This is a genomic window from Paucibacter sediminis (assembly GCF_030254645.1).
In the GTDB taxonomy this organism is placed as follows: Bacteria; Pseudomonadota; Gammaproteobacteria; order Burkholderiales; family Burkholderiaceae_C; genus Paucibacter_B; species Paucibacter_B sediminis.
In genome coordinates this window covers 1830984-1849909 of the sequence record NZ_CP116346.1, presented here as the reverse complement: position 1 = coordinate 1849909, position 18926 = coordinate 1830984, and the positions used below count along the sequence as shown (strand labels likewise).

General features: G+C 67.8%; 20 protein-coding genes. 13 read left to right on the top strand and 7 right to left on the bottom strand.

All coding sequences use genetic code 11. The annotated features are described in order from the left end of the window. Positions 1-128: 128 nt before the first annotated feature. The 9 genes from PFX98_RS08410 to PFX98_RS08370 all read left to right on the top strand — a co-directional run bounded on the left by PFX98_RS08410 (position 129) and on the right by PFX98_RS08370 (position 7827). A complete protein-coding gene (locus tag PFX98_RS08410; protein WP_285235557.1) occupies positions 129-2987 on the top strand; it encodes a TonB-dependent receptor domain-containing protein in 2859 nt (952 codons plus the stop codon). Positions 2988-3322: 335 nt separating this feature from the next. After that, positions 3323-3913, top strand: coding sequence for an NUDIX domain-containing protein (locus PFX98_RS08405; protein ID WP_285234743.1), 591 nt, complete (start codon positions 3323-3325; stop codon positions 3911-3913). A 9-nt stretch (positions 3914-3922) separates the two neighbouring features. After that, positions 3923-4165: a hypothetical protein gene (locus tag PFX98_RS08400; RefSeq protein WP_285234742.1), complete on the top strand. Its 243-nt coding sequence runs from the start codon at positions 3923-3925 to the stop codon at positions 4163-4165. Between the two features lie 165 nt (positions 4166-4330). Beyond that, the gene (locus PFX98_RS08395) at positions 4331-4765 is read left to right on the top strand and encodes a hypothetical protein (RefSeq protein ID WP_285234741.1); all 435 of its coding nucleotides are present in this window, start codon (positions 4331-4333) and stop codon (positions 4763-4765) included. Between the two features lie 91 nt (positions 4766-4856). Then, positions 4857-5336, top strand: coding sequence for a hypothetical protein (locus PFX98_RS08390; protein WP_285234740.1), 480 nt, complete (start codon positions 4857-4859; stop codon positions 5334-5336). A 514-nt stretch (positions 5337-5850) separates the two neighbouring features. Beyond that, the gene (locus tag PFX98_RS08385; protein ID WP_285234739.1) at positions 5851-6342 is read left to right on the top strand and encodes a P-loop NTPase family protein; all 492 of its coding nucleotides are present in this window, start codon (positions 5851-5853) and stop codon (positions 6340-6342) included. Then, a complete protein-coding gene (locus tag PFX98_RS08380; protein WP_285234738.1) occupies positions 6332-6811 on the top strand; it encodes a low molecular weight protein tyrosine phosphatase family protein in 480 nt (159 codons plus the stop codon). The genes PFX98_RS08385 and PFX98_RS08380 overlap by 11 nt, the downstream gene beginning before the upstream one ends. 104 nt (positions 6812-6915) lie before the next feature. Continuing rightward, positions 6916-7320 (top strand): hypothetical protein, encoded by a 405-nt coding sequence (locus PFX98_RS08375; RefSeq protein WP_285234737.1) that lies wholly within the window; start codon positions 6916-6918, stop codon positions 7318-7320. Positions 7321-7455: 135 nt separating this feature from the next. Then, on the top strand, positions 7456-7827 hold the full coding sequence (locus PFX98_RS08370; RefSeq protein WP_285234736.1) for a hypothetical protein: 372 nt from the start codon (positions 7456-7458) through the stop codon (positions 7825-7827). A gap of 42 nt (positions 7828-7869) precedes the next feature. Here the strand turns inward: PFX98_RS08370 and PFX98_RS08365 are convergent, their stop codons facing one another. The 5 genes from PFX98_RS08365 to PFX98_RS08345 form a co-directional block, all read right to left on the bottom strand. After that, on the bottom strand, positions 7870-8778 hold the full coding sequence (locus PFX98_RS08365; RefSeq protein WP_285234735.1) for a S66 peptidase family protein: 909 nt from the start codon (positions 8776-8778) through the stop codon (positions 7870-7872). Then, positions 8775-9869, bottom strand: a complete 1095-nt coding sequence (locus PFX98_RS08360) for a serine hydrolase (protein ID WP_285234734.1) — start codon at positions 9867-9869, stop codon at positions 8775-8777. The genes PFX98_RS08365 and PFX98_RS08360 overlap by 4 nt, the downstream gene beginning before the upstream one ends. A gap of 7 nt (positions 9870-9876) precedes the next feature. Continuing rightward, the gene (locus PFX98_RS08355; RefSeq protein WP_285234733.1) at positions 9877-11151 is read right to left on the bottom strand and encodes a D-amino acid dehydrogenase; all 1275 of its coding nucleotides are present in this window, start codon (positions 11149-11151) and stop codon (positions 9877-9879) included. An 81-nt stretch (positions 11152-11232) separates the two neighbouring features. Beyond that, on the bottom strand, positions 11233-12216 hold the full coding sequence (locus PFX98_RS08350; protein ID WP_285234732.1) for an alpha/beta hydrolase: 984 nt from the start codon (positions 12214-12216) through the stop codon (positions 11233-11235). Continuing rightward, a complete protein-coding gene (locus PFX98_RS08345; RefSeq protein ID WP_285234731.1) occupies positions 12213-13406 on the bottom strand; it encodes an amino acid aminotransferase in 1194 nt (397 codons plus the stop codon). Before PFX98_RS08345 ends, PFX98_RS08350 begins: the two co-directional genes overlap by 4 nt. Positions 13407-13519: 113 nt before the next feature. On the opposite strand from PFX98_RS08345, the gene PFX98_RS08340 reads away from it, so the two are divergent. Together PFX98_RS08340 and PFX98_RS08335 are read left to right on the top strand one after the other, a co-directional pair. After that, positions 13520-14065 (top strand): GNAT family N-acetyltransferase, encoded by a 546-nt coding sequence (locus PFX98_RS08340; protein ID WP_285234730.1) that lies wholly within the window; start codon positions 13520-13522, stop codon positions 14063-14065. After that, a complete protein-coding gene (locus PFX98_RS08335; RefSeq protein WP_285234729.1) occupies positions 14062-14520 on the top strand; it encodes a nuclear transport factor 2 family protein in 459 nt (152 codons plus the stop codon). Before PFX98_RS08340 ends, PFX98_RS08335 begins: the two co-directional genes overlap by 4 nt. 6 nt (positions 14521-14526) lie before the next feature. Here PFX98_RS08335 and PFX98_RS08330 read toward each other — a convergent pair whose 3' ends face one another. Continuing rightward, positions 14527-15657 carry a DUF2332 domain-containing protein gene (locus PFX98_RS08330; protein WP_285234728.1) on the bottom strand — a complete coding sequence of 377 codons (1131 nt, stop codon included), beginning with the start codon at positions 15655-15657 and terminating at the stop codon, positions 14527-14529. Positions 15658-15729: 72 nt separating this feature from the next. Here PFX98_RS08330 and PFX98_RS08325 point away from each other — a divergent pair, with 72 nt between their 5' ends. After that, positions 15730-16479: a substrate-binding periplasmic protein gene (locus PFX98_RS08325; RefSeq protein WP_285234727.1), complete on the top strand. Its 750-nt coding sequence runs from the start codon at positions 15730-15732 to the stop codon at positions 16477-16479. Continuing rightward, a complete protein-coding gene (locus tag PFX98_RS08320; protein WP_285234726.1) occupies positions 16480-17196 on the top strand; it encodes a Crp/Fnr family transcriptional regulator in 717 nt (238 codons plus the stop codon). On the opposite strand, the gene PFX98_RS08315 is transcribed toward PFX98_RS08320, so the two are convergent. Beyond that, positions 17147-18925, bottom strand: coding sequence for a di-heme-cytochrome C peroxidase (locus PFX98_RS08315; protein ID WP_285234725.1), 1779 nt, complete (start codon positions 18923-18925; stop codon positions 17147-17149). The genes PFX98_RS08320 and PFX98_RS08315 overlap by 50 nt on opposite strands. Between the last annotated feature and the right edge of the window lies 1 nt (position 18926).

Below are 18926 nucleotides of genomic sequence, written 5' to 3'. Positions count from 1 at the left end.
GGCAAAGCAACAAATGCGGCCGGCCCCTATGGCCCAGTGGCGCCGGCTACTCGATCATGCCCCTCAACCCTGCCTATCATCCCTGCCCCGCAGCGCCCCGCATTCAGTCGTTAAGGAGAAGCATCTTGATGAAGTTGACCAAGCTCACCCATTGCCTCGCCCTCGTGGGTCTGGCCGCCCCGCTGCTCGCCAGCGCCCAGTCCACCGCCCCGGTGCAGAAGGTCGAGCGCGTCGAGGTCACCGGCTCCAGCATCAAGCGCATCCAGGACGAAGGCGCCCTGCCGATCCAGGTGATCTCGCGCAAGGAGCTCGAGCGCCAGGGCATCGTCTCGGCCGAACAGCTGATCTCGGTGCTGAGCGCCAACGGCAACGGCCTGGATAACCTGGCCGGCAATGCCGACGTGGTGGCCGGCCAGGCGCGTGGCAACAACGGCGCCACCGCCGCCAATCTGCGCGGCCAGGGTTCGGCCAGCACCCTGGTGCTGCTGAACGGCCGGCGCGTCGCCGCGCACGGCCTGAACGGCGGCGTCGTCGACCTGAACTCGATCCCGATGGCGGCGGTCGAGCGCGTTGAAATCCTCAAGGATGGCGCCTCGGCCATCTACGGCACCGACGCGATCGGCGGCGTCATCAACTTCATCCTGCGCAAGAACTACAACGGCCTGGAGGCCCAGGCCTTCACCGACATCACCGAGGCGGGCGGCGCCAACATCGGCCGCGTCAAGCTGGTGGGTGGCTTCGGCGACCTCGAGCGCGACAAGTTCAACCTGCTGGTGGCGCTGGCGCACAGCGACTCCAAGGCGCTGCGCGGCGACCAGCGCGACTTCGTCAACACCTTCCAGCCCAACCGCGGCCTCTCGGTGGACACGCGTGGCACGCCGATCGCCACCGTGTTCGCGATCTCCAGCCTCTACAACGCGCTGAGCCGCGACAATCTCAACACCACCGGCCGCAGCACCGGCCCGATCCAGCCCGGCACCACCGTGGCCATGAACGGCATCAACTACCTGGACCTGCCCGGCCAGGCCGGCTGCAACTCAGTGGACGGCATGGACGCCTACGACGAGAAGCTGTGGGCCAGCCCCTCCGCCAAGTGGGGTTGCGCCTGGGACACCGGCCGTGCGGCCGTGCTGCAGCAGCCGGTCAAGTCGACCAATCTGGTGGCCCATGGCACGCTGGCCCTGGGCGAGCACCAGCTGTTCGCCGAGTTCGTCGGCGCCCAGGTCGACTCGGCCAAGAGCTTCTCGGCCAACCAGATCACCAGCAGCACCTCGGCCAGCAGCCCCTTCTTCAACCTCGCCTACCCGAGCACCGGCGCCAGCTACGACAAGGTCTTCAACGCCCTGGTCGCCACCTTCCCGACCCTGGCCGCCAACAAGGGCCTGCCGATGGCGATGCGCTGGCGCTGCATCCCCTGCGGCAGCCGCGAGATCGAGACCACCTCCAAGACCCAGCGCTTCCTGGTCGGCGCCGACGGCCCGCTGTTCGCCGGCTGGGACTACAAGACCGGCCTCTCCTCCGCCACCAGCGACACCACCTCGCTGCTGGGCAGCGGCTACTTCTACGGCAAGCCCTTTGCCGCGCTCATCAACAACGGCACGCTGGACCCCTTCAGCCTGACCCAGAGCGCCGCCGCGATGAGCGCGCTGGACGCGGTGCGCGCCAACGGCGTGACCCTGTACGGCGGCAAGTTCACCCTCAACCAGGCCGACTTCACCGCCAGCGGCCCGCTCTTCAAGCTGCCGGCCGGCGAGGTGATGGCCGCGGTGGGCCTGGATGCCCGCCAGGAGAAGTACAAGTTCAACGGCAACGCCACCGACCTGGCGACGCAGGGCGCCATCTTCAACGCCCCCTTCGACAGCATCAACACGCTGGACACGGTCAAGCGCACCATCAAGGCCGAGTTCGCCGAGCTGCTGGTGCCCATCACCAAGCAGCTGGAGCTGACCATGGCGGTGCGCCATGACGACTACACCGGCTTCGGCGGTACCACCAACCCCAAGGTCTCGCTGCGCTACGCGCCGCTGGACCAGCTGGTGATGCGCGCCTCGGCCAGCCGCGGCTTCCGCGTGCCCAGCTTCAACCAGCTGTTCAACGGCATCACCATCTCGACCTACTCGGGCAAGGACCTGGTCGATCCGGCCAAGTGCGCCGGCCTCAAGGTCGACCCCACCAAGCCCGGCTGCGAAGCCATCACGCCCGACATCTTCACCGGCGGCAAGCCCGAGCTGGGCCCCGAGAAGAGCCGCCAATGGACGGCCGGCATCGTCTGGTCGCCGGCGCGCGACATCACCGCCAGCGCCGACTGGTGGCAGATCCGCAAGGAAGGCACGATCCAGTTCCTGGCGCTGTCCGACATCGTCAACAACGCCGCCCTGTTCCCGGCCAACTTCCTGCGCGACGCCTCCGGCAATCTGGTTGCCATCGACGATCGCTGGGTCAACGCCGGTGAATCGATCACCAAGGGCGTGGATCTCTCGGTGCGCGGCGCGGCCCGCGTCGGCGACGGCATGCTGGGCGTCTCGCTGGAAGGCACCTACCTGCTCGACAAGCGCTCGCGCCTGATCGCCAGCGCACCGATGGGTGCCAGCGAGATCGGCGTGTTCACCCGCTCGGGCGATCTGGGCCTGCGCTGGAAGCATGCCCTGACCTTCACCTACAGCGAAGGCCCCTGGGTCGCGATGCTGCAGCAACTCTGGCGCAACGGCTACAAGGACGCCGTGCTGCCCGGCGTGGCCAACGGCAGCGTGACGCCCTCGCAATGGAGCCCCAACGTCGCCAAGTACCTGACCCACAACGCCAGCATCAGCTACACCGGCATCAAGAACCTGGGCCTCAGCTTCGGCATCAAGAACCTGCTGAACGAAGACCCGCCGTTCTCGGTGGCCTACGACGGCAACACCGGCGCCGGCAGCTCCTGGGAACCCCGCGTGGCCGACCCGCGCGGCCGCAGCTACACCTTCACGGTGGACTACAAGTTCTGGTAAACCAGCGCCGGCCCGGCGCCTCGCACAAAGCCCCGCCCGCGCAAGCCGGCGGGGCTTTTTTATGCCGTCGTCGCCCTTATGCGGGGAAGCTTCTATCGAGACGGGGCTGACGGCAAAGCCCTGGGCGGTAGGTGCGAGGCCCCATTGGCGGTGCCAAGCCCCGGAGCCAAACCGGGTTGCGTATCGCTCCAGGCGATGCGTCGAGTGCAGCTTGCGCCATCGATCGCTGATGGACAACGCAGGCCAGGCTAAGCGCCCGTTGTAGGCGGCGAGGCCGCATGCTCAAATGTTAGGCAAAGATCATTAACGATCTGCATACAGCCAAGTTAGACCTCATGCGCCAGCAGATTTATTCCGAGATTGAAGCCATCGTTCCGCTCGACGCACTTGAGGTGGAGCACCGTGCGGACGCGCTGGCATGGGTTGAATCCGGAGTGGAACTGTGCCGCCTAGCTAAGCCCGCCACTCCGCCCAAGCACCTTGTGTCGTACTTCGCCGTCGTGGACGGTGAAAGCATTCTTCTTGTGGACCACAAGAACGCGCAACTCTGGTTGCCATCCGGCGGGCACGTTGAACCTGGAGAACATCCTCGCAACACGGTCGCCCGTGAGTTGGTTGAAGAGCTCAGGTTCAAAGCTTCCCATGAGATCGGCCCGCCATTGATGATCACATTGGCCGAAACTGTTGGTCTTACCGCGGGGCACACGGACGTTTCGCTTTGGTACGTCGTGCGTGCGGAGCGCGGCCAGGTGCTTAAGTACGACGAGGACGAATTCAATGGCGTGTCCTGGTTCAGTTTCTCTGACGTCCCTTTTGGCCGTACCGATCCGCACATGCACCGGTTCATACAGAAACTGAGGCCTAGCCAGTCGCTCGAGCCGACTCGCGTCGGCAGGCCTCCGCTCGCGGCTCAGCTTCAACGTTAGTCACCTGAGATGCGCGCTGAAATTCCGCCACCGCCTGTGACACCCGCACAGTACCGCGCCATGCGAATTCGATCCGCACTGGTTCTTGTGATCTGGCTTTTCGAGATCGGTCTGTTGCTCTTCTGGCGATGGTCCTTCGGTCTTGCGGTACCTTTGGGCTTGGTCGCCCTCTGCATCACACTCTACGACGCGCCGCTCATGAGAAGGCTGGCCAAGGAGAAGCTGATGTACCCCAATGGACGGCAGCAGTGACCGAGAAGTAGCAAGGCAAGGAATGTCTCACTTTTCATCGGCGGCGAGACCAGTGCCTAACCATTCCAGCGAGGGCACAAACAACGGCAGTCCAGTTTTGGGTACTTTGCCCACGCTGGTGCCGCCGTCTTTTACCCACCCATGTAAAACGTTAGACATCACACAATGCCCAAGTACCGCCGCCTCGAAGTCCGCGATTGCCAGGGAACTCTGTGGGCCTTCTATCGCATATACGAAGGCCGGTCGGTGGCTTCCTTCGAGGGCGATCTGTCAGGTCTTCGACTTGAAGAACTTCCCGGAGCCTCGGTGCAGGAGTCAGGTTCACTGCGTCGACAAACGCTTGAGCCCGAACTTGACTTGATAACCGTCCCGATCAATCCGGACACTATCCGAGAACTGAAGAAGCGCCTCGCCTCGCACGGCATACTCGGTCGCGAAGGAGCGGTCATCCACACGCAGCTCGCGGCCGGGGACGATTTGCTGCTCATCGCTTGCGATAACTTCCACGACGACTGCACAGTCGCGTCCGTATCTGTACCGGAGCCATTCCTCGAGGAAATGCTCAGTCATGGTCTTCTGCGCAAGTACAGTGATGCCTAACCCATCGCTCGAGGGATGCGCCAACAGCAGGCCACCAGCCCGGGTCTGGCGTCCAGCCGTCGTCGACCGCTTAGCTATAACGCTAGGCACCATGAAAGCCCCATTTCTTGCCCCGGCTTTCCTTCTCATCTGTCTCACGGCGCAAGCGACGCCGACGGCTGAATCGTTGAAAGTTGCCCGGCAGATTTCGGCGCAACACCCAAAAGTGCGCTGGGACTTCTCAACGCTAGTAGAGGGCGACTTCAATGGCGATCGCAAGACTGACATAGCGTTCGTTGGGTACAACACAGAAGGTGTCTTACTCGCCGTCCACGTCGCGACTTCGAGCAAGAACCCTCGGTCCACGCAGTTTCTTCAGTTCGCGATCAGCCCGTCAGTTCAAGCCGCAATCTGCGAAGCACCTGCACAGCTTCAGGTGGAGAAGCTTCTTTGCTCACCCATGGGCGATCCACTACCAGGCTGCAAGCCATCCGCGCTGGCCGATTCGCTCTATCTCGTCGGCGGAGACTGTGACCCAATCAATCTGTATTGGAGCCACACAACCAGCCGAATGGATTGGTGGAGGCTATGACGCCTAACACGTCGCTCAACTGGACCCGCACCGGCATGCCGCCTACGGGTCGGTTGGCTCCAAATTAGAAGTCACATGAAGATCTGGCGCGGACAACCTGACCACAATCATTGGCAGACGGAGTTCACTGCCCGAGAGCGAGGCGTGGCTTGGCTGGCAATTGGAGGGGTATTTTGGGCGTTGGCCTTCCTCAAGTGGAGTTCGCCGGAGGGGTCGCCGTTCAGCGGAAAGTGGGGGTGGCTCATTGCGTGGGCGCACGAAAGCTTGGGCACGAAGGGCCCTGCCATCGTCCTTATGACCGTTGGTGCAGTGTTCACGCTCTGTGGGGCAATCGCATGGTGGCGCAAGTGACTTCTGACCTGGCGCTCAACCGGGCCCGCAACGGCATGCCCCGGCTGGCCTTCATTTCGTTCTCGGCTAGCTGAGTCACGCCGCCACCAGACGGCTAACCTCTCATTCGAGCCAATGCCTTCCGGAACAGCTCAATTCAAACGTTAGGCGGCATGTGCGAACAGTGATCTTCGGAAACAGCGGCAGCGGAAAGACCTGGCTGGCAAGACGCCTGCACGAGAAGAGCGCTGCACCCGTAGTGCATCTCGATGGGATCTTCTGGCTCCCAGGCGGTTTCAATTTGAAGCGAGATCCGCAGGAGATATCTACTCTCATCGAGGCACAGAGAATCGCCGATCAATGGATCGTCGAAGGTGTGTATGGCAACCTGGCAAGGCAGTTCATGCAGTCAGCGCTGGCAATTGTCTGGTTGGATCTCCCATGGGAGATCTGCAAGGCGAGGCTCGAGTCCCGCGGCTCGGAGAGCAAGCTGCATATGGAACGCGCGCAGTCAGACGAAGGTCTTCGAGAACTGATTGAATGGGCAGAAGGTTATTGCAACCGCCAGGGATCGAGCAGCAGGGCAGCCCACCTTGATCTGTTCGAGTCGTTCGAAGGGCTTCGCGCTAGGCTACGCTCGGAATCAGACGTCTTGGAGTACTTGGATGCCGCCTGAGTTCAAGCGCGAGAAGAATTGGAAGCTTCTGTACCTCCGCTCGGAGAAGCTGGCCCGAGCAAAGCAGCTCGGAATTGAATATCCACGCGTACCCGAGGCCCAACTTGTGCAGGAAGTGAAGTCGTTGCGCAGCCCGAATCAGATCAACGTTCTTTTTGTTTGTAGTCGCAATCAGTGGCGCAGCCTTACTGCAGAGCAGGTATGGCGCAGACACCCTGCCATCGCAGTGCGATCGGGGGGAACCAGTCCAAACGCAAAGCATCCCGTCTCGGCTGCTGATATCGAGTGGGCGCAAGTCATCTTCGTCATGGAAGAAAAGCACAAGTCCAGGTTACTGGCGGCGTACAGACGCATGCTTGAGAACAAGGTAATTCATGTGCTCGACATTCCAGACGAATACAAATTCATGGACGCTGAGCTGGTGGAGATACTTCGTCAGTCCGTGGGAGAAGCTCTTGGAATTCAGTAGGACGCGGAGCGCACCTATTGCCCGTCAACGGTCTATCCAATCGCGCGAGCCGACTGCCGTCGGCGAGGCGCTTTGATCCGCTCATTTTCAACGCTAGCCAGCACATGCGAAAAGCGCCATTTATCGTCGCAATCCTCGTGCCCATGCACCTGCCAGCTGGCGCGGGCACCCATGGCAATTGGATTCAAGTTCGGAATGGAACTTGGACTGTCAGTCGCAGCGATATTGCTCAAATGGCAAAGCAGCTTCAATCGGCTGCTGCTGCTGCCCAAGGAGGCAAGAAGGCTGCCAAGGATGTTTCCACCTATGCCATTCAGTTCAAGGGCGTGGGCCCAGCGGGGCATCGCGTCATTGAACTCCGAGGGGCGTGTGAGGCGGAGGGACACTCTCTGGCAGAGTTGCGGAAGGATTTCCGTCGCGTGCTGGATGGAGGTGAGTGCTACTTCAGCGCGACATGGGATGCGGCAGGAAAGAAGTTCAAGCACTTTCTGTTCAACGGGGTTGCCTAGTGCGGTCTATGCTGGCTAGCCCGTCGCTCGGCCCAGCTTCAACGCGAACCCTCGCCGAACACCCCCACATCGCCGGCCACCCCTCCCCGACAAACTGGCTTGCAGCCCCAAGGCATTGCATTCACACTGCCCGGAATGCATTTCGTCTACGTCAAAGTCCCGTTGCGAGGTCTGGCCAAGCAGGCCTTGGATGCGCTGCATCAAGCGCTGGAGAGTGCACTCGAGACGAGCGCGACGGGCTCGCTGCTGAGTTGGGGGACCTCGGTGCCGTCGGCAGGCGCCAGCGAGAGCGACCCGGGCAGCTTTCACCGGGTCGACATCGAGCTGCATGATCAGGAAGCTGGCCTGCAGGTGCTGCGTGAGGTGCTGCCGAGGCTGAGCGCGGCCCATGGCACGGAGCTGCATTTCACGGTGCGAGGGGCGGCCCTGCAGCAAACCTTGTCGGAAGCCGGCTGGGGCGCCCAGGTAGCGAGGGCGGGCAGCCATCGGCCGCGGCGCGAGGTCTGACCCTCACGCCAGCCGCCTCGTGCAGCCCGGGCCGGCCGCCCGTTACATACGCAGGCAGCGCCCGGCCACGTCCAGCGTCAGCGGCACGCCCAGCGGCAGTGGCAGGTTCGGGCAGCAATGCCCGCTGGGCCAGCCGGCCAGGATGGGTTTGCCGAGCTGCGGCAGGTAGTCGGCCAGCACCGCGTCGGGGGCCTCGGCATCGCTGAAGCTGCCGATCAGAAAGCCCGCGGCGGCGTCGAGCACGCCGGCCAGGCGCAGCTGAGCCAGGTAGCGATCGACGCGGTAGGGGTCTTCGGCAATGTCTTCCAGGAACAGGATGGCGCCGCGCGCATCGGGCATCCAGCGCGTGCCCAGGCTGGACACCAGCACCGAGAGATTGCCGCCGATCAGCCGGCCCCGGGCACGCTCGCCCTGGCTCAAGGGGTGAGCCGGCAGATCCTCGGGCGCCAGCACATCGCCGGTGCGCAGGCCGCGCTGCAGCTGGGCGGCGAGGCGGCGCGCATCGTCCAGGCCGCTCGGCCCTTTATCGATCCAGTCCGAGGCCGGCATCGGCGCATGCCAGGCCGGCAGACCGAGGCGATCGAGCGCGCCGTGCAGGGAGGTGATGTCGCTGTAGCCGATCAGGGGTTTGGGGTGGCGCTTCAGCAGTGCCAGGTCCAGGCCGTCGAGCAGGCGGATGCAGCCATAGCCGCCGCGCAGGCACAGCACGGCGTCGACCTCGGGGTCGGCAAAAGCGGCATGCAGATCGGCCAGGCGCTGCGCGTCAGCCGCGGCCAAATGACCCAGCTGCGCGGGGCCGGCGCAACCGGGAAACAGCTTGGCGCGAAAGCCCAGCTGCTCGATCAGTGGCGCCACCTGTTCCAGCACGCCCGGCTTGGGCGGGCCGGCGGGTGCCACCACGCCCAGGCAGGCGCCGGCCGGTAGCGGCCGCATCAAGAAGAAATCGTTCATGAGCAAGACTCCAGCCAGGGCTCGAGCGCGGCGTCGATGGCCGCGCCCAGCGCCGGCAGACGCGCTTCCGGCGCGCCGTAGCGGGAACCGAGGTTGCTGAGCATGGCGATCAGGTAATGACGCCGGCGTGGCGCAACAGCACGCACGATACCGGCGTCGGAGGCGTAGTTCTCGGTCGTGCCGGTCTTGTGGGCGAAGTGCAGTTCGGCCGCCAGACGCTCGGGCATCAGCACGCGCAGGGTCTGGGCCTCCAGCGCACGCAAGACCTGACCCCGGCTCTCCGCGCTGAGCCGCGGCGCATGCGCCGGCAGCCAGGGCGCCGCGGGCGCGTCGGGGTCCAGCCACCAGAGCAGGCGCACGCTGTCCCAGGCCGTCATCTGCAGCTGGCCCACGCCGGCACCGGCGGCATTGCCCCAGCCGCCATCGGGCCGCGTGTTGACGAGCCGCAGCGTCGGCAGGCCCAAGCGGGCGAACAGCTGCTGCACTTCGTTGTGGCATTCGCCCTGCGCGTCGCGGCGGATCGCGCCGATCGCGTGCAGATGCATCACCAGGGCCGAGGTGGCGGTGTTGCAGCTGATCGCCGTCATGTCCAGGGCCCAGTCGCGCACGGCACGGCACTGACCCTCGAAAGACAGCGGCGCATCCCAGCGGCTGCGGCCCTGGTCAATCAGCCAGGCCAGCCCGACCAGCACCATCAGCTTGAGCAGCGAGGCCGGATAGGGCGCCACCACCGTGGGGCCGCTGTCGCCATACAGGGGCAGCCAGTCCAGGCGCTGCCAATCGACCCCGGGGGCCTCGGGCAGCCAGGCGATCGAGCGGCCCTGGGCGTCCTGTTGATCGGCCAGGAAGCGGATGCCCTGCGCCGCGCCCGCGCCGGCCGCCATGCCCGCCACCAGGCCCTGCGGATGCTGGCGCGAGAACAGCACGTTGGCAAACACCGGCGCGCCGCCGGCCGGGAAGCAGGCCACGGCCAGATCGATGCTGGGGAAATGGCGCAGCGCCCGGCCGCCATCAAAAGGGTCGGGCGTGGCGCCGAAATCCTGTGCCAGCGCCGCGCGGCGCAGCAGTTCGGCCAGATCGCTTGAATTCATGCTGCTGTCATCGTCGTGGCAGTTGCAGGCCGTCCAGGCTCAGCGGGCTAGTGCGGCCCGACACCAGCTCGGCCACGATGCGCGCCGAACCGAACGAGAAGGTGAAGCCCAAGGCACCATGGCCCACATTGAGCCACAGCCCGGGCACCGGGGTGGCGCCCAGCAGCGGCGCGCCACTGGGGGTGGCGGGGCGCAGGCCGGCCCAGGTCTCGGCGCGATCGTAATCGGCGGCGCGCGGGAACATGGCGCGCACCGCACGCTGCAGCGAGGCGATGCGGCCGGGGTCGATGCGCAGGTCCTCGCCCACCAGATCCACCATCGCGGCGACGCGCAGCTGCTCGCCGATGCGCGCATAGAGGATCTTCTTCTCGAAGTCGGTCACGCTCACCACCGGCGGCAGATGGTCGGCGGCGATCGGCGCGGTCAGGCTGTAGCCCTTGAGCGGATAGATGGGCAGCTTGATGCCCAGCTCGGCCGCCAACGCACGGCTTTGCAGACCGGCGGCGAGCACGAACTCGTCGCCACCGATCTCGCCCACGTTCGTGCGCAAGGCCCGCACCCGCCCATGTGCCTGATCGAGGCTGAAGCCCTGCACCTCGGCATGCACGCAGCCACGGAAGTTGGGATGGCTGCGCAGGCGCTCGGCCAGTGCGAGCGAGAGCGCATGGCAGTCGGCCACCGCCTCGCCCTCGCTGAAGATGCCGCCGGCCAGCTCGGCCGGGCTGTGCGCCAGCGCCGGCTCCAGCGCCACGCATTCGTCGTGGCTGAGGGCGCGCTCGGCGCCGTCGTCGGTGGCGGTGCTGGCGCGCAGGCGCGCCGCCACGCGGCCGAACTCGGCCGGCTTGCGGTAGACCACCAGCTTGCCGGGGCTGCGCAGGGCAATCGCCTGCAGCTGCGCGCGCTGCTGCAAGTGCGCAAACGAATCGCGGCTGTAGGCGCCCAGGGCCAGCAGGCGCGCGGTGGTGCGCCGGTTCACCGGCCCGCGGCATTTGGCCAGGAAGGCGGCCAGCCAGCTCCATTGCTGCCAGCTGGCCTCGGGCTTGAAGCGCAGCGGCCCGTCGGGATCGAGCAGCCAGCGCAAGGCCTTCAGCGGCACGCCCTCATCGGCCAGCGGCGAGACGTAACGGTAGCTGAGCTGCCCCCCGTTGGCGCGGCTCGCGCCATTCGCCAGCACCGGCTCGCGCTCCACCAGGCTGACCCGGTGGCCGGCCTCGGCCAGGCACCAGGCGCTCGTCAGACCCACCACCCCGCCGCCTATCACCACCACATGTTTCATCGACATGCCGGCAGGTTACGGATTCGGGCTGCGGCCAGCCAATGAAAGCCAGGGCGGCTCCCATAACTTCTACCTATGCATGCAGGCTCAGGGCTGCGCGCGCACGAAGTCCAGTATCTGCTGCGCCATCGGCGCGCTCGCCTTGGGGGCCTCGATGTCGCCGGCGAGGATGTGCTGGCCCAGCGACTCGCTGTAGTTCACCTCGATGAGCTTCTTGGCAGGGCTGCCGAAGCGGCGGAAGGCCGCCTGCGCCGCCTCCACCGAGATCACCGAATCACGCGGCGAGACCAGCATCAGCAGCGGTGCCTGTATCCACTCCAGCGGGCTGCGGTGCACATGGTCCACCAGCGCCATCATCGGGAACAGCGCCTCGGTGGGATAGCGGTGCGTCCAGTAGCGCGCCTTCAGCTCGCTGCGCGGCGGGTAGCTGCGCTCGGGGCCCTGCACCAGACGCGCCAGCTGCCGGCCCCAGGGCCAGTTGATGACCTGGGCCCAGGGATCCTTGGGGCCGAAGTTTGGCGACACCATCACATAGGCCGCGACCTGGCGCGCCGCCTCCTGCTGCGCCAGCCAGGCCGCCAGGGTCGCGCCGGTGGAGTTGCCGATCACCAGCACGCGCTCGCCCAGCAGCTGGCCGATCGCCAGCGCCTCCAGCGCGTCGGCCTTCCAGTCGGCCACGGTGGCCTTGCCGAGGGCCTCGCCGGGCTGGCCATGGCCGGCCAGGCGGGTGTAGAAGACATGGCCGCCCAGGCCTTGCGCCACCAGCTCGGGCAGGGGCGCGAGCTCCTGGCGGCTGGCGCTGAAGCCATGCAGGAATACCACCGCCCAGGGCGCGCGCTGCTTGCCGCCGGCGCCCCAGACGATGCGCTTCTCGGTGCCCGGGATGACGTTGCCCAGCGCCGCCTCGCGCGCCGCCAGGTGCGCGTCGAGCGCCTCCAGGCTGGCGGGCGGCGGGGTCTGCGCCGCCGGGGGCTCCAGGGCCGCCTCGGGGTTGCGCGGCCCGATCAGGAACATCAGGCTCACGCCCAGGGCGGACACCGCCGCCCGGTTGGCAAGCCTGCGCCAGCTCACGCCAGCACCGCGGCCATCGCGTTGGCGGTGGCCTCGACGTTGCCGGTGTTCAGGCCCGCCACGCACATGCGGCCCGAGCGCACCAGGTAGACGGCGAACTCGTCCTTCAGGCGGTCCACCTGGGCGGGCGTGAGGCCGGTGTAGCTGAACATGCCGCGCTGGGTCAGGAAGTAGTCGAAGTTGCGGCCCGGCAGCTTGGCGCTCAGCACCTCGTAGAGGGCGTTGCGCATCTGGTGGATGCGGTCGCGCATCTCGCTCACCTCGCCCTCCCACAGGCTGCGCAGCTCGGGCGTGCTCAGCACCTTGGCGACGATCTGGCCGCCATGCATGGGCGGGTTGGAGTAGTTGCGGCGGATCATGAACTTGAGCTGACCCAGCACGTTGACGGCCTGGGCCGCGTCGGGGCACACCACGCTGAGCGCACCGCAGCGCTCGCCATACAAGCTCATGCTCTTGGAGAAGCTGTTGGCGACGAAGAAGGCCAGGCCGGCATCGGCCATGGCGCGGATCGCGAAGGCGTCTTCCTCGATGCCGTCGCCATAGCCCTGGTAGGCCAGGTCCAGGAAGGGCAGCAGCTGGCGCTCCTTCAGCACCGGGATCAGCTCGTCCCATTGCAGCGGCGTCAGGTCCACGCCGGTGGGGTTGTGGCAGCAGGCATGCAGCAGCACCACGCTCTTGGCCGGCAGGGCGCGCATCGCGTCCAGCAGCTCGGCGAAGCGCAGGCCGCCGGTGGCCGCGTCGTAATAGGGGTAGGTCTTGACGGTGATGCCCGAGCCCTCGAAGACGGCGCGGTGGTTGTCCCAGGTGGGGTCGCTCACATAGATGGCGCTGTCGGGGAAGTAGCGCTTGATGAAGTCGGCGCCGACCTTGAGGCCGCCGCTCGAGCCCACGCCCTGGATGGTGACGATGCGGCCGGCCGCGATGGCGGGGTGGCCCTTGCCGAACAGCAGCTCCTGCACCGCGCTGCGGAAGTTCGCCGCGCCTTCCATCGGCAGATAGGGGCGCGGACCGGCCGCGGCCACCACCTCCAGCTCGGCCTTGCGCACCGAGTCCAGCATCGGGATCTTGCCGTCGTTGTCGAAGTAGATGCCGATCGACAGGTTGATCTTGCCCGGGCGCGTGTCCTTCTGGAAGGCTTCGTTCAGGCTCAGGATGGGGTCGCCTGCGTAGGCGTCGACGTGTTGGAACATGGCGGGACTCCGGGTTTAGCTGCCCGCATTATCGACGTTCGGGCTGCTGCAGAATGCCAGGCATTCGCCCGCCACCCGACGCGCCTGGTCCCTTGCCTGCCTTGTTACGCCGCATGAAAAGCATCACCCCCCTGGATCCTCGGGACTTTGACGCCTTTTCCGTCTACCTGAACCTGCATCTGCAGGAGAACGGCCTGCCGCCGAGCGGCTACTTCCAGCCGCTGGCGCGCGCTCACTCGGTGTTCGCGCCCGAGCGCGCCGACGCCTTCCGCCAGGCCCTGCAGCGGCCGCTGGACGGACCCGGCTGGCGCCGCGCCTGGGTGGCACGCGACCCGGCCGGCCGGATCTGCGCGCATGTGGACCTGCGTGCCCACCCCGAGCCGCACACCGAGCACCGCTGCCTGCTGGGCATGGGCGTGCGCCAGGACCAGCGCCGCCGCGGCCTGGGCGCGAGCCTGCTGACCCTGGCCACCGACTGGGCAAGGCAGACCGGCCTGGCCTGGCTGGACCTGCAGGTGCTGAGTCAGAATGCCGCGGCCGTGGCGCTCTACCGGCGCTGCGGCTTCGCCGCGGTGGGCGAGCGGCCCGATATGTTTCGCATCGACGGGCACAGCCTCGGCTATACCTCGATGAGCCTGTCCCTCAAGGAATGCCCATGAGCAGCAACACACGTCGCCGGCTGTTGGCCGCCGCCACCCTGGCGCTGGGCGCGGCGCCCGCCCTGGCGCGCCCGCGCGCCGCCGACATCGCGCAGCTGCGCCGCCAGGCCAAGGCCTGGGACGAGGCCATCGTGCGCCAGGACCGCGCCGCCATCGAGGCGAACATGGCGGAGGACTTCCGCCAGATCGACGCCGACGCCGACATTGAGGACAAGCGCAGCTTCGTCGAGGGGCTGATGTCGCCCAAGCTGCGCATCGCACCCTACGCGGTGGAGGACTTCGAGATCCGGCTCTACGGCGACACCGCCCTGCTGAGCGGCCGCACACGCATGCAGGGCAGCCACGATGGCAAGCCATTCACCAGCCATTACCGCTACATCGACGTCTATGTGCGCCGCGGCGGACGCTGGCAGATCGTCAGCGTGCAGATCACGCGCGTGCGGGAAGCCTCCTGAAGCCGCTCAAGCATCCAGCCATTGCAGCCATTGCCCATGCGCATGCGACCAGGCCAGTGCGCGCTGGCGCAAGGCCTGGGCCTCGCGCCACTGCAGGCTCCAGAGCGTGGCGGTCTGCTGAGGCCCGCCCTGCACCGCCTGCACGGCGGGCGGCTGCGCCAGGCCCGCGGGCCGCAGCTCGGCGGCCTCGGCGCTGATCCAGGCCAGGCCGCGCGCGCGCACCAGCTCGGCCACGCGCGCCTGGTAGCGCGCCAGCGCCGCCGGCTCGAAATAGGCCAGCACCCAGGAGTTGAACAGCACCGGCTGCACGCCGGCGGGCAGCTCGTCCAGCCAGCGCTCCAGCCGGTCCAGGCCGTCGGCATGGCGCTCGACGGCGGGGCCGGCCGCGCGCGCCAGCGCCAGTGCCTGATCCAGGCGCTGGGCGCGCGCACGGTCCTGCGGCCACAGGCAGGCGCGCAGCCAGCGCACGCCATCCTCGTCCAGCAGGTCGACCGGCGCCAGGTCCACGCCCAGGCGCGCCACCAGCTCGAACTCGACCGGCGGCGGCGGCGCCTCGCCGAGCCAGCGGCAGGCGATGCGGGGTCGCTCGGGGTCAGGTCTTGCGCCACGCTGGAAGGGCCCGTAGTCGTAGTGGTAGCGGTCCACGCCCAGGTTCAGGCCGGCGCTGCTGCCGAAATCGAACAGCGCCAGTTCGCGGCGACCGCTCAGCGCCGCCAGCCGCTGCAGCGCCGGCCACAGCACGGCGCAGCGGCCGATCTCGTTGGTCTGGGTGGCGCGGCCGCGCAGATGGGCCAGCAGGGCCGGGTGCTGCTGGCGCGCAAAGTCCAGCAGCTGCGCCGGCAGCGCCGCATCCGGCGGCCGCGTGCCCCCCACGCTGGGGTAGTAGTCGGCCAGCGCATGGGCCACGCCGGCCAGCACGCGTTCGTGCAGGGCCGCCAGCAGCAGATTGGGGCGCGCCTGCGTGGCCGGCACCTGCTGCATCAGGGCCAGCAACTCGGGGCTGTCGGCCACCGCCAGGCAGATCGCCACATAGAGCGGGTCCTGGCTGCATTCGTGCGTGGCGAAGTGGCGGTACTGGCGCACCCAGTCGATGGATGCGGCGGCGGTTTCGGTGGATGCGGCGGAGCGGTATGGCATGGGCAAGAGCTTAGGCCGGCGCCCGGCGCGGAAATGTCGGTTATCCGACATTTCCGCGGCTAGACTGGCCGCATGCAATTCCTGCCCGCCCGGCTACGCGCATGGCTTGGATCCACCCTGGCCGGCCTGGCGCTGCTGTGCCTGCCGGCTGCCGCGCAGACCACGGCGCCGCTGCGCGTGGTCGGCAGCAGCGACCCGCCCTACCGCAGCTTCCAGGGCGAGGACGGCGGCGGCCTGTACTACGAGCTGCTGAAGGAGGCGGCGCGCCGCCTGGGCTGGGCCCTGCAGTTCAGCGAGGTGCCCTCGGCGCGCGCCTTTCTGATGATGGAACAGGGCGAGGCCGATCTGATGATGGGACCGCTGCGCTCGCTGGAACGCGAGCGCTTCCTGCACTACAGCCGCATCGAGCTGCCGGCCGAGGACAAATGCTTCTACACCCGCCCGGGGGCCCGGCCCATCAACAGCCTGCAGGACCTGCAGGGCCGCATGCTGGCGGTGCACCGCGGCAAGCGCTACGGCGCCGAGTTCGACAATGCCGCCGCCGGCCTGTCGCGCACCGAGGTGAACGACTACCGCGCCGCGCTGGAGATGCTGGCGCGCGAGCGCATCGAGGTGGTGGTGATACCGGAGCGCCAGGCGCGCGCGCTGCTGGCCGAGTTGAAGCTGGCGTTGCTGCGCCAGCCCTTCTGCCTCAAGGGCGAGACGCCCTTTGTGGTGCTGTCCAAGCGCTCCCCCTGGCTGGCCGAGCTGGCCCGCCTGGAACGCAGCTTCCAGCTCATGCAGCAGGACGGCAGCTGGAAGCGCATCCTGGAGCGCTACTGAATGCGGGCCAGCGGCGGCGCCGAGCTGCTGCGCGTGCTGCAGGGCAACTTCCCGCAGCTCGCGCCCGACGCGGCGCAGCTGCAGGCGCTGCAGCGCCTGCTGCCGGTGCGGCGCCTCGCCGCGGGCGCGGGCCTGTTCGCGCAGGGCCAGCGCACCCAGGCCTTCTATGCCGTGCTGCAGGGCGAGATCGGCGCGCGTCTGAGCGCCGCCGACGGCCGCGTCTCGGTGCTGGAGCATGTGCGCGCGCCGCGCCTGTTCGGGCTCGCCGCCTTCGTCACCGGCCAGCCCTCCAACTACGAGGCGGTGGCGCTGCGTGCCAGCCGCGTGCTGGTGTTCGGCCCCGAGGCCTACCGCTACGCGATGGACGAGCTGCCCGGCTTTGCGCGCGCGCTGATGCGCGAATTCGCGCTGCGCTATGAGGGCACGCTGCGCCTGCTGGAAGCGGCGCGCCACCGCAGCGCGGCCGAGCGTTTCGAGCTGGCGCTGGCCCAGCTGGCGCGCGAGCGCGGCGCCGGCCAGGCGCCCGACGACGCGGGCTGGCTGAGCTTTCGCGCCACCCAGACCGAGCTGGCGGCGCTGGCCAATGTCTCGCGCCAGACCGTCAACCAGCTGCTGCGCGCGGCCGCCGCGGCCGGCCGCCTGCGCCTGGCCTATGGTCGGCTGGCCCTCAGAGCGACTTCAGATATTCGAGCAGATCCCGCTTCTGGCTCTCGCTGAGCGCGGTGCCGTAGGCGTGCCCGCCATTGCCATTGCCGGGCAGGGTGGTGTCGAAGCGATACGGGCCTTGCTGGGTGTCGAAGCCCACCCGCTGCGCATCGAACGCGCGGCTGCCCACCTGGAAGCTGCGCATGCGCTGCGCCGGCGGCTGCAGCAGCTCCCAGAGCGTGGGCACCGAGCCATTGTGCAGATAGGGGGCGGTGGCCCAGATGCCGTTCAGCGGCCTGGCCTTGTAGATGGCATTGGGCGCCGGCGCGGGTGCCGCGGCGCGATTCGCGGCATGGGCGCTGGAGCCGCCGCCCAGCGCCTGGGCCAGCATCTGCGCGCTGGGGCGGCGCGCATCGGCGGCCATGCTGGCCACGCTGGCACCGCCGCGCAACTCGTCGCGCAGCTGGGCGTCGAACTGGCTCAGCAGGGCCGCCAGCGTGGCGTCCTTGTCGCCCAGCAGCACGCCCACCGCACCCTGCACCGTGAGCGGCCCGCCACCCGCCTCGGCGCCGTAGCGCTGCAGGGTGGGCAGGGACAGCGTGCCCTGCAGCGGCCCGGTCTTGGCCACGCGCATGGCGGCGGCGGTGGCCATGGCCGGGTCGCTGCCGACATCGCGCAGCTGCGCGGTGACGCGGCGGAAGGGGTCGGTGCGCTCGATGCTGGCATGGCAGCCCAGGCACTGGGCCTGGTAGATCTGCTGGCCGCGCTGCCGCATGGCGGCATCCAGCGGGCCGAGGTACTGCGCACTCCATTGCGGCGACCAGAGGCTGCGCACCCAGCCTTCCAGCTCGCCGAGCTGGCGGATGTCCACATGGTTCGGATAGCTGCAGCTGTCCTTGCCGCAGTCGCTGACGCGCAAGCCGCCGAACACGCCCAGCACCTCGCCGACATTGCGCGTCAGCTCGCCCAGCCCGAAGGGGCCGTTGGGCGCCGAGCCGTTCCACTGCACCACGTCGTGCTGCGGCGTGTCCCAGAGGAAGGGATAGGAGACCGGCGCATCCGGCGGGCGCGCATTGGCGGGCTCGTTCAGGGCCACCACCAGCACCTCGTTGAAGATATTGCCGAAGGCATCCAGGCGCGCATGGCCGGGCGGGTGGCCGGGCTTGTTGAGCGTCAGGCGCGCGCTGCTATCGGCCAGCTGCTTGACCAGGGCCTCGCGCAGGGCCTGCTGCTGCGCCGCGCTGGCCGCCTCGCCCAGCACCCGCTGGGCAAAGCGCGCGAACTTGGCGGGGTCGTCGCGCGTGGCCGCGAGTGCCGCCACCAGCTCGCCGAAGAAGAGATTGAAGTCCGCCATGGCGGGGCCGCCGTCGATGCGCAGGCCCACGCCCTTGATGTTGAGCTGGGTGGTGTGGCAGGCCGCGCAGCTCAGGCCCATCCAGGCCTGGCCGGCCTGCTCGGCCGTCTTGGTGAAGCCGATGGGCAGCCCATCCGGGTTCCAGCGCCCCGGCCCCGGCCGGGCCGGCAGATAGCCGAAGCGCTCGATATTGGCATCGCTGCGGAAGGGCGCATCGCTGTCGGCCTGCTCCAGCGCCAGGAACCAGCGGTAGGGCACGATGCGTGAGCCCTGGGTGGAGAACCAGAAGGCGAGCTGGGTCTGTTCGTCCCAACCCTGATCCAGGTTGACCACCTTGAGCGGCCCCGCCGCATCCGGCACGGGCGTGCCGCTGGGGATGGGCGTCGGGGGGCCGGCGCAGGCGCTCAGCAGCAGGGCCAGCGGCAGCAGGGTACGGATGCTTGTCATG

Coding starts and splice junctions, on each gene's coding strand:
- PFX98_RS08355 (WP_285234733.1), bottom strand. CDS start 11,151: ATGTCGATGAAACATGTGGTGGTGATAGGCGGCGGGGTGGTGGGTCTG.
- PFX98_RS08320 (WP_285234726.1), top strand. CDS start 16,480: ATGCGGGCCAGCGGCGGCGCCGAGCTGCTGCGCGTGCTGCAGGGCAAC.
- PFX98_RS08410 (WP_285235557.1), top strand. CDS start 129: ATGAAGTTGACCAAGCTCACCCATTGCCTCGCCCTCGTGGGTCTGGCC.
- PFX98_RS08370 (WP_285234736.1), top strand. CDS start 7,456: ATGCATTTCGTCTACGTCAAAGTCCCGTTGCGAGGTCTGGCCAAGCAG.
- PFX98_RS08395 (WP_285234741.1), top strand. CDS start 4,331: ATGCCCAAGTACCGCCGCCTCGAAGTCCGCGATTGCCAGGGAACTCTG.
- PFX98_RS08345 (WP_285234731.1), bottom strand. CDS start 13,406: ATGTTCCAACACGTCGACGCCTACGCAGGCGACCCCATCCTGAGCCTG.
- PFX98_RS08375 (WP_285234737.1), top strand. CDS start 6,916: ATGCGAAAAGCGCCATTTATCGTCGCAATCCTCGTGCCCATGCACCTG.
- PFX98_RS08335 (WP_285234729.1), top strand. CDS start 14,062: ATGAGCAGCAACACACGTCGCCGGCTGTTGGCCGCCGCCACCCTGGCG.
- PFX98_RS08365 (WP_285234735.1), bottom strand. CDS start 8,778: ATGAACGATTTCTTCTTGATGCGGCCGCTACCGGCCGGCGCCTGCCTG.
- PFX98_RS08380 (WP_285234738.1), top strand. CDS start 6,332: ATGCCGCCTGAGTTCAAGCGCGAGAAGAATTGGAAGCTTCTGTACCTC.
- PFX98_RS08330 (WP_285234728.1), bottom strand. CDS start 15,657: ATGCCATACCGCTCCGCCGCATCCACCGAAACCGCCGCCGCATCCATC.
- PFX98_RS08360 (WP_285234734.1), bottom strand. CDS start 9,869: ATGAATTCAAGCGATCTGGCCGAACTGCTGCGCCGCGCGGCGCTGGCA.
- PFX98_RS08315 (WP_285234725.1), bottom strand. CDS start 18,925: ATGACAAGCATCCGTACCCTGCTGCCGCTGGCCCTGCTGCTGAGCGCC.
- PFX98_RS08340 (WP_285234730.1), top strand. CDS start 13,520: ATGAAAAGCATCACCCCCCTGGATCCTCGGGACTTTGACGCCTTTTCC.
- PFX98_RS08400 (WP_285234742.1), top strand. CDS start 3,923: ATGCGCGCTGAAATTCCGCCACCGCCTGTGACACCCGCACAGTACCGC.
- PFX98_RS08390 (WP_285234740.1), top strand. CDS start 4,857: ATGAAAGCCCCATTTCTTGCCCCGGCTTTCCTTCTCATCTGTCTCACG.
- PFX98_RS08405 (WP_285234743.1), top strand. CDS start 3,323: ATGCGCCAGCAGATTTATTCCGAGATTGAAGCCATCGTTCCGCTCGAC.
- PFX98_RS08325 (WP_285234727.1), top strand. CDS start 15,730: ATGCAATTCCTGCCCGCCCGGCTACGCGCATGGCTTGGATCCACCCTG.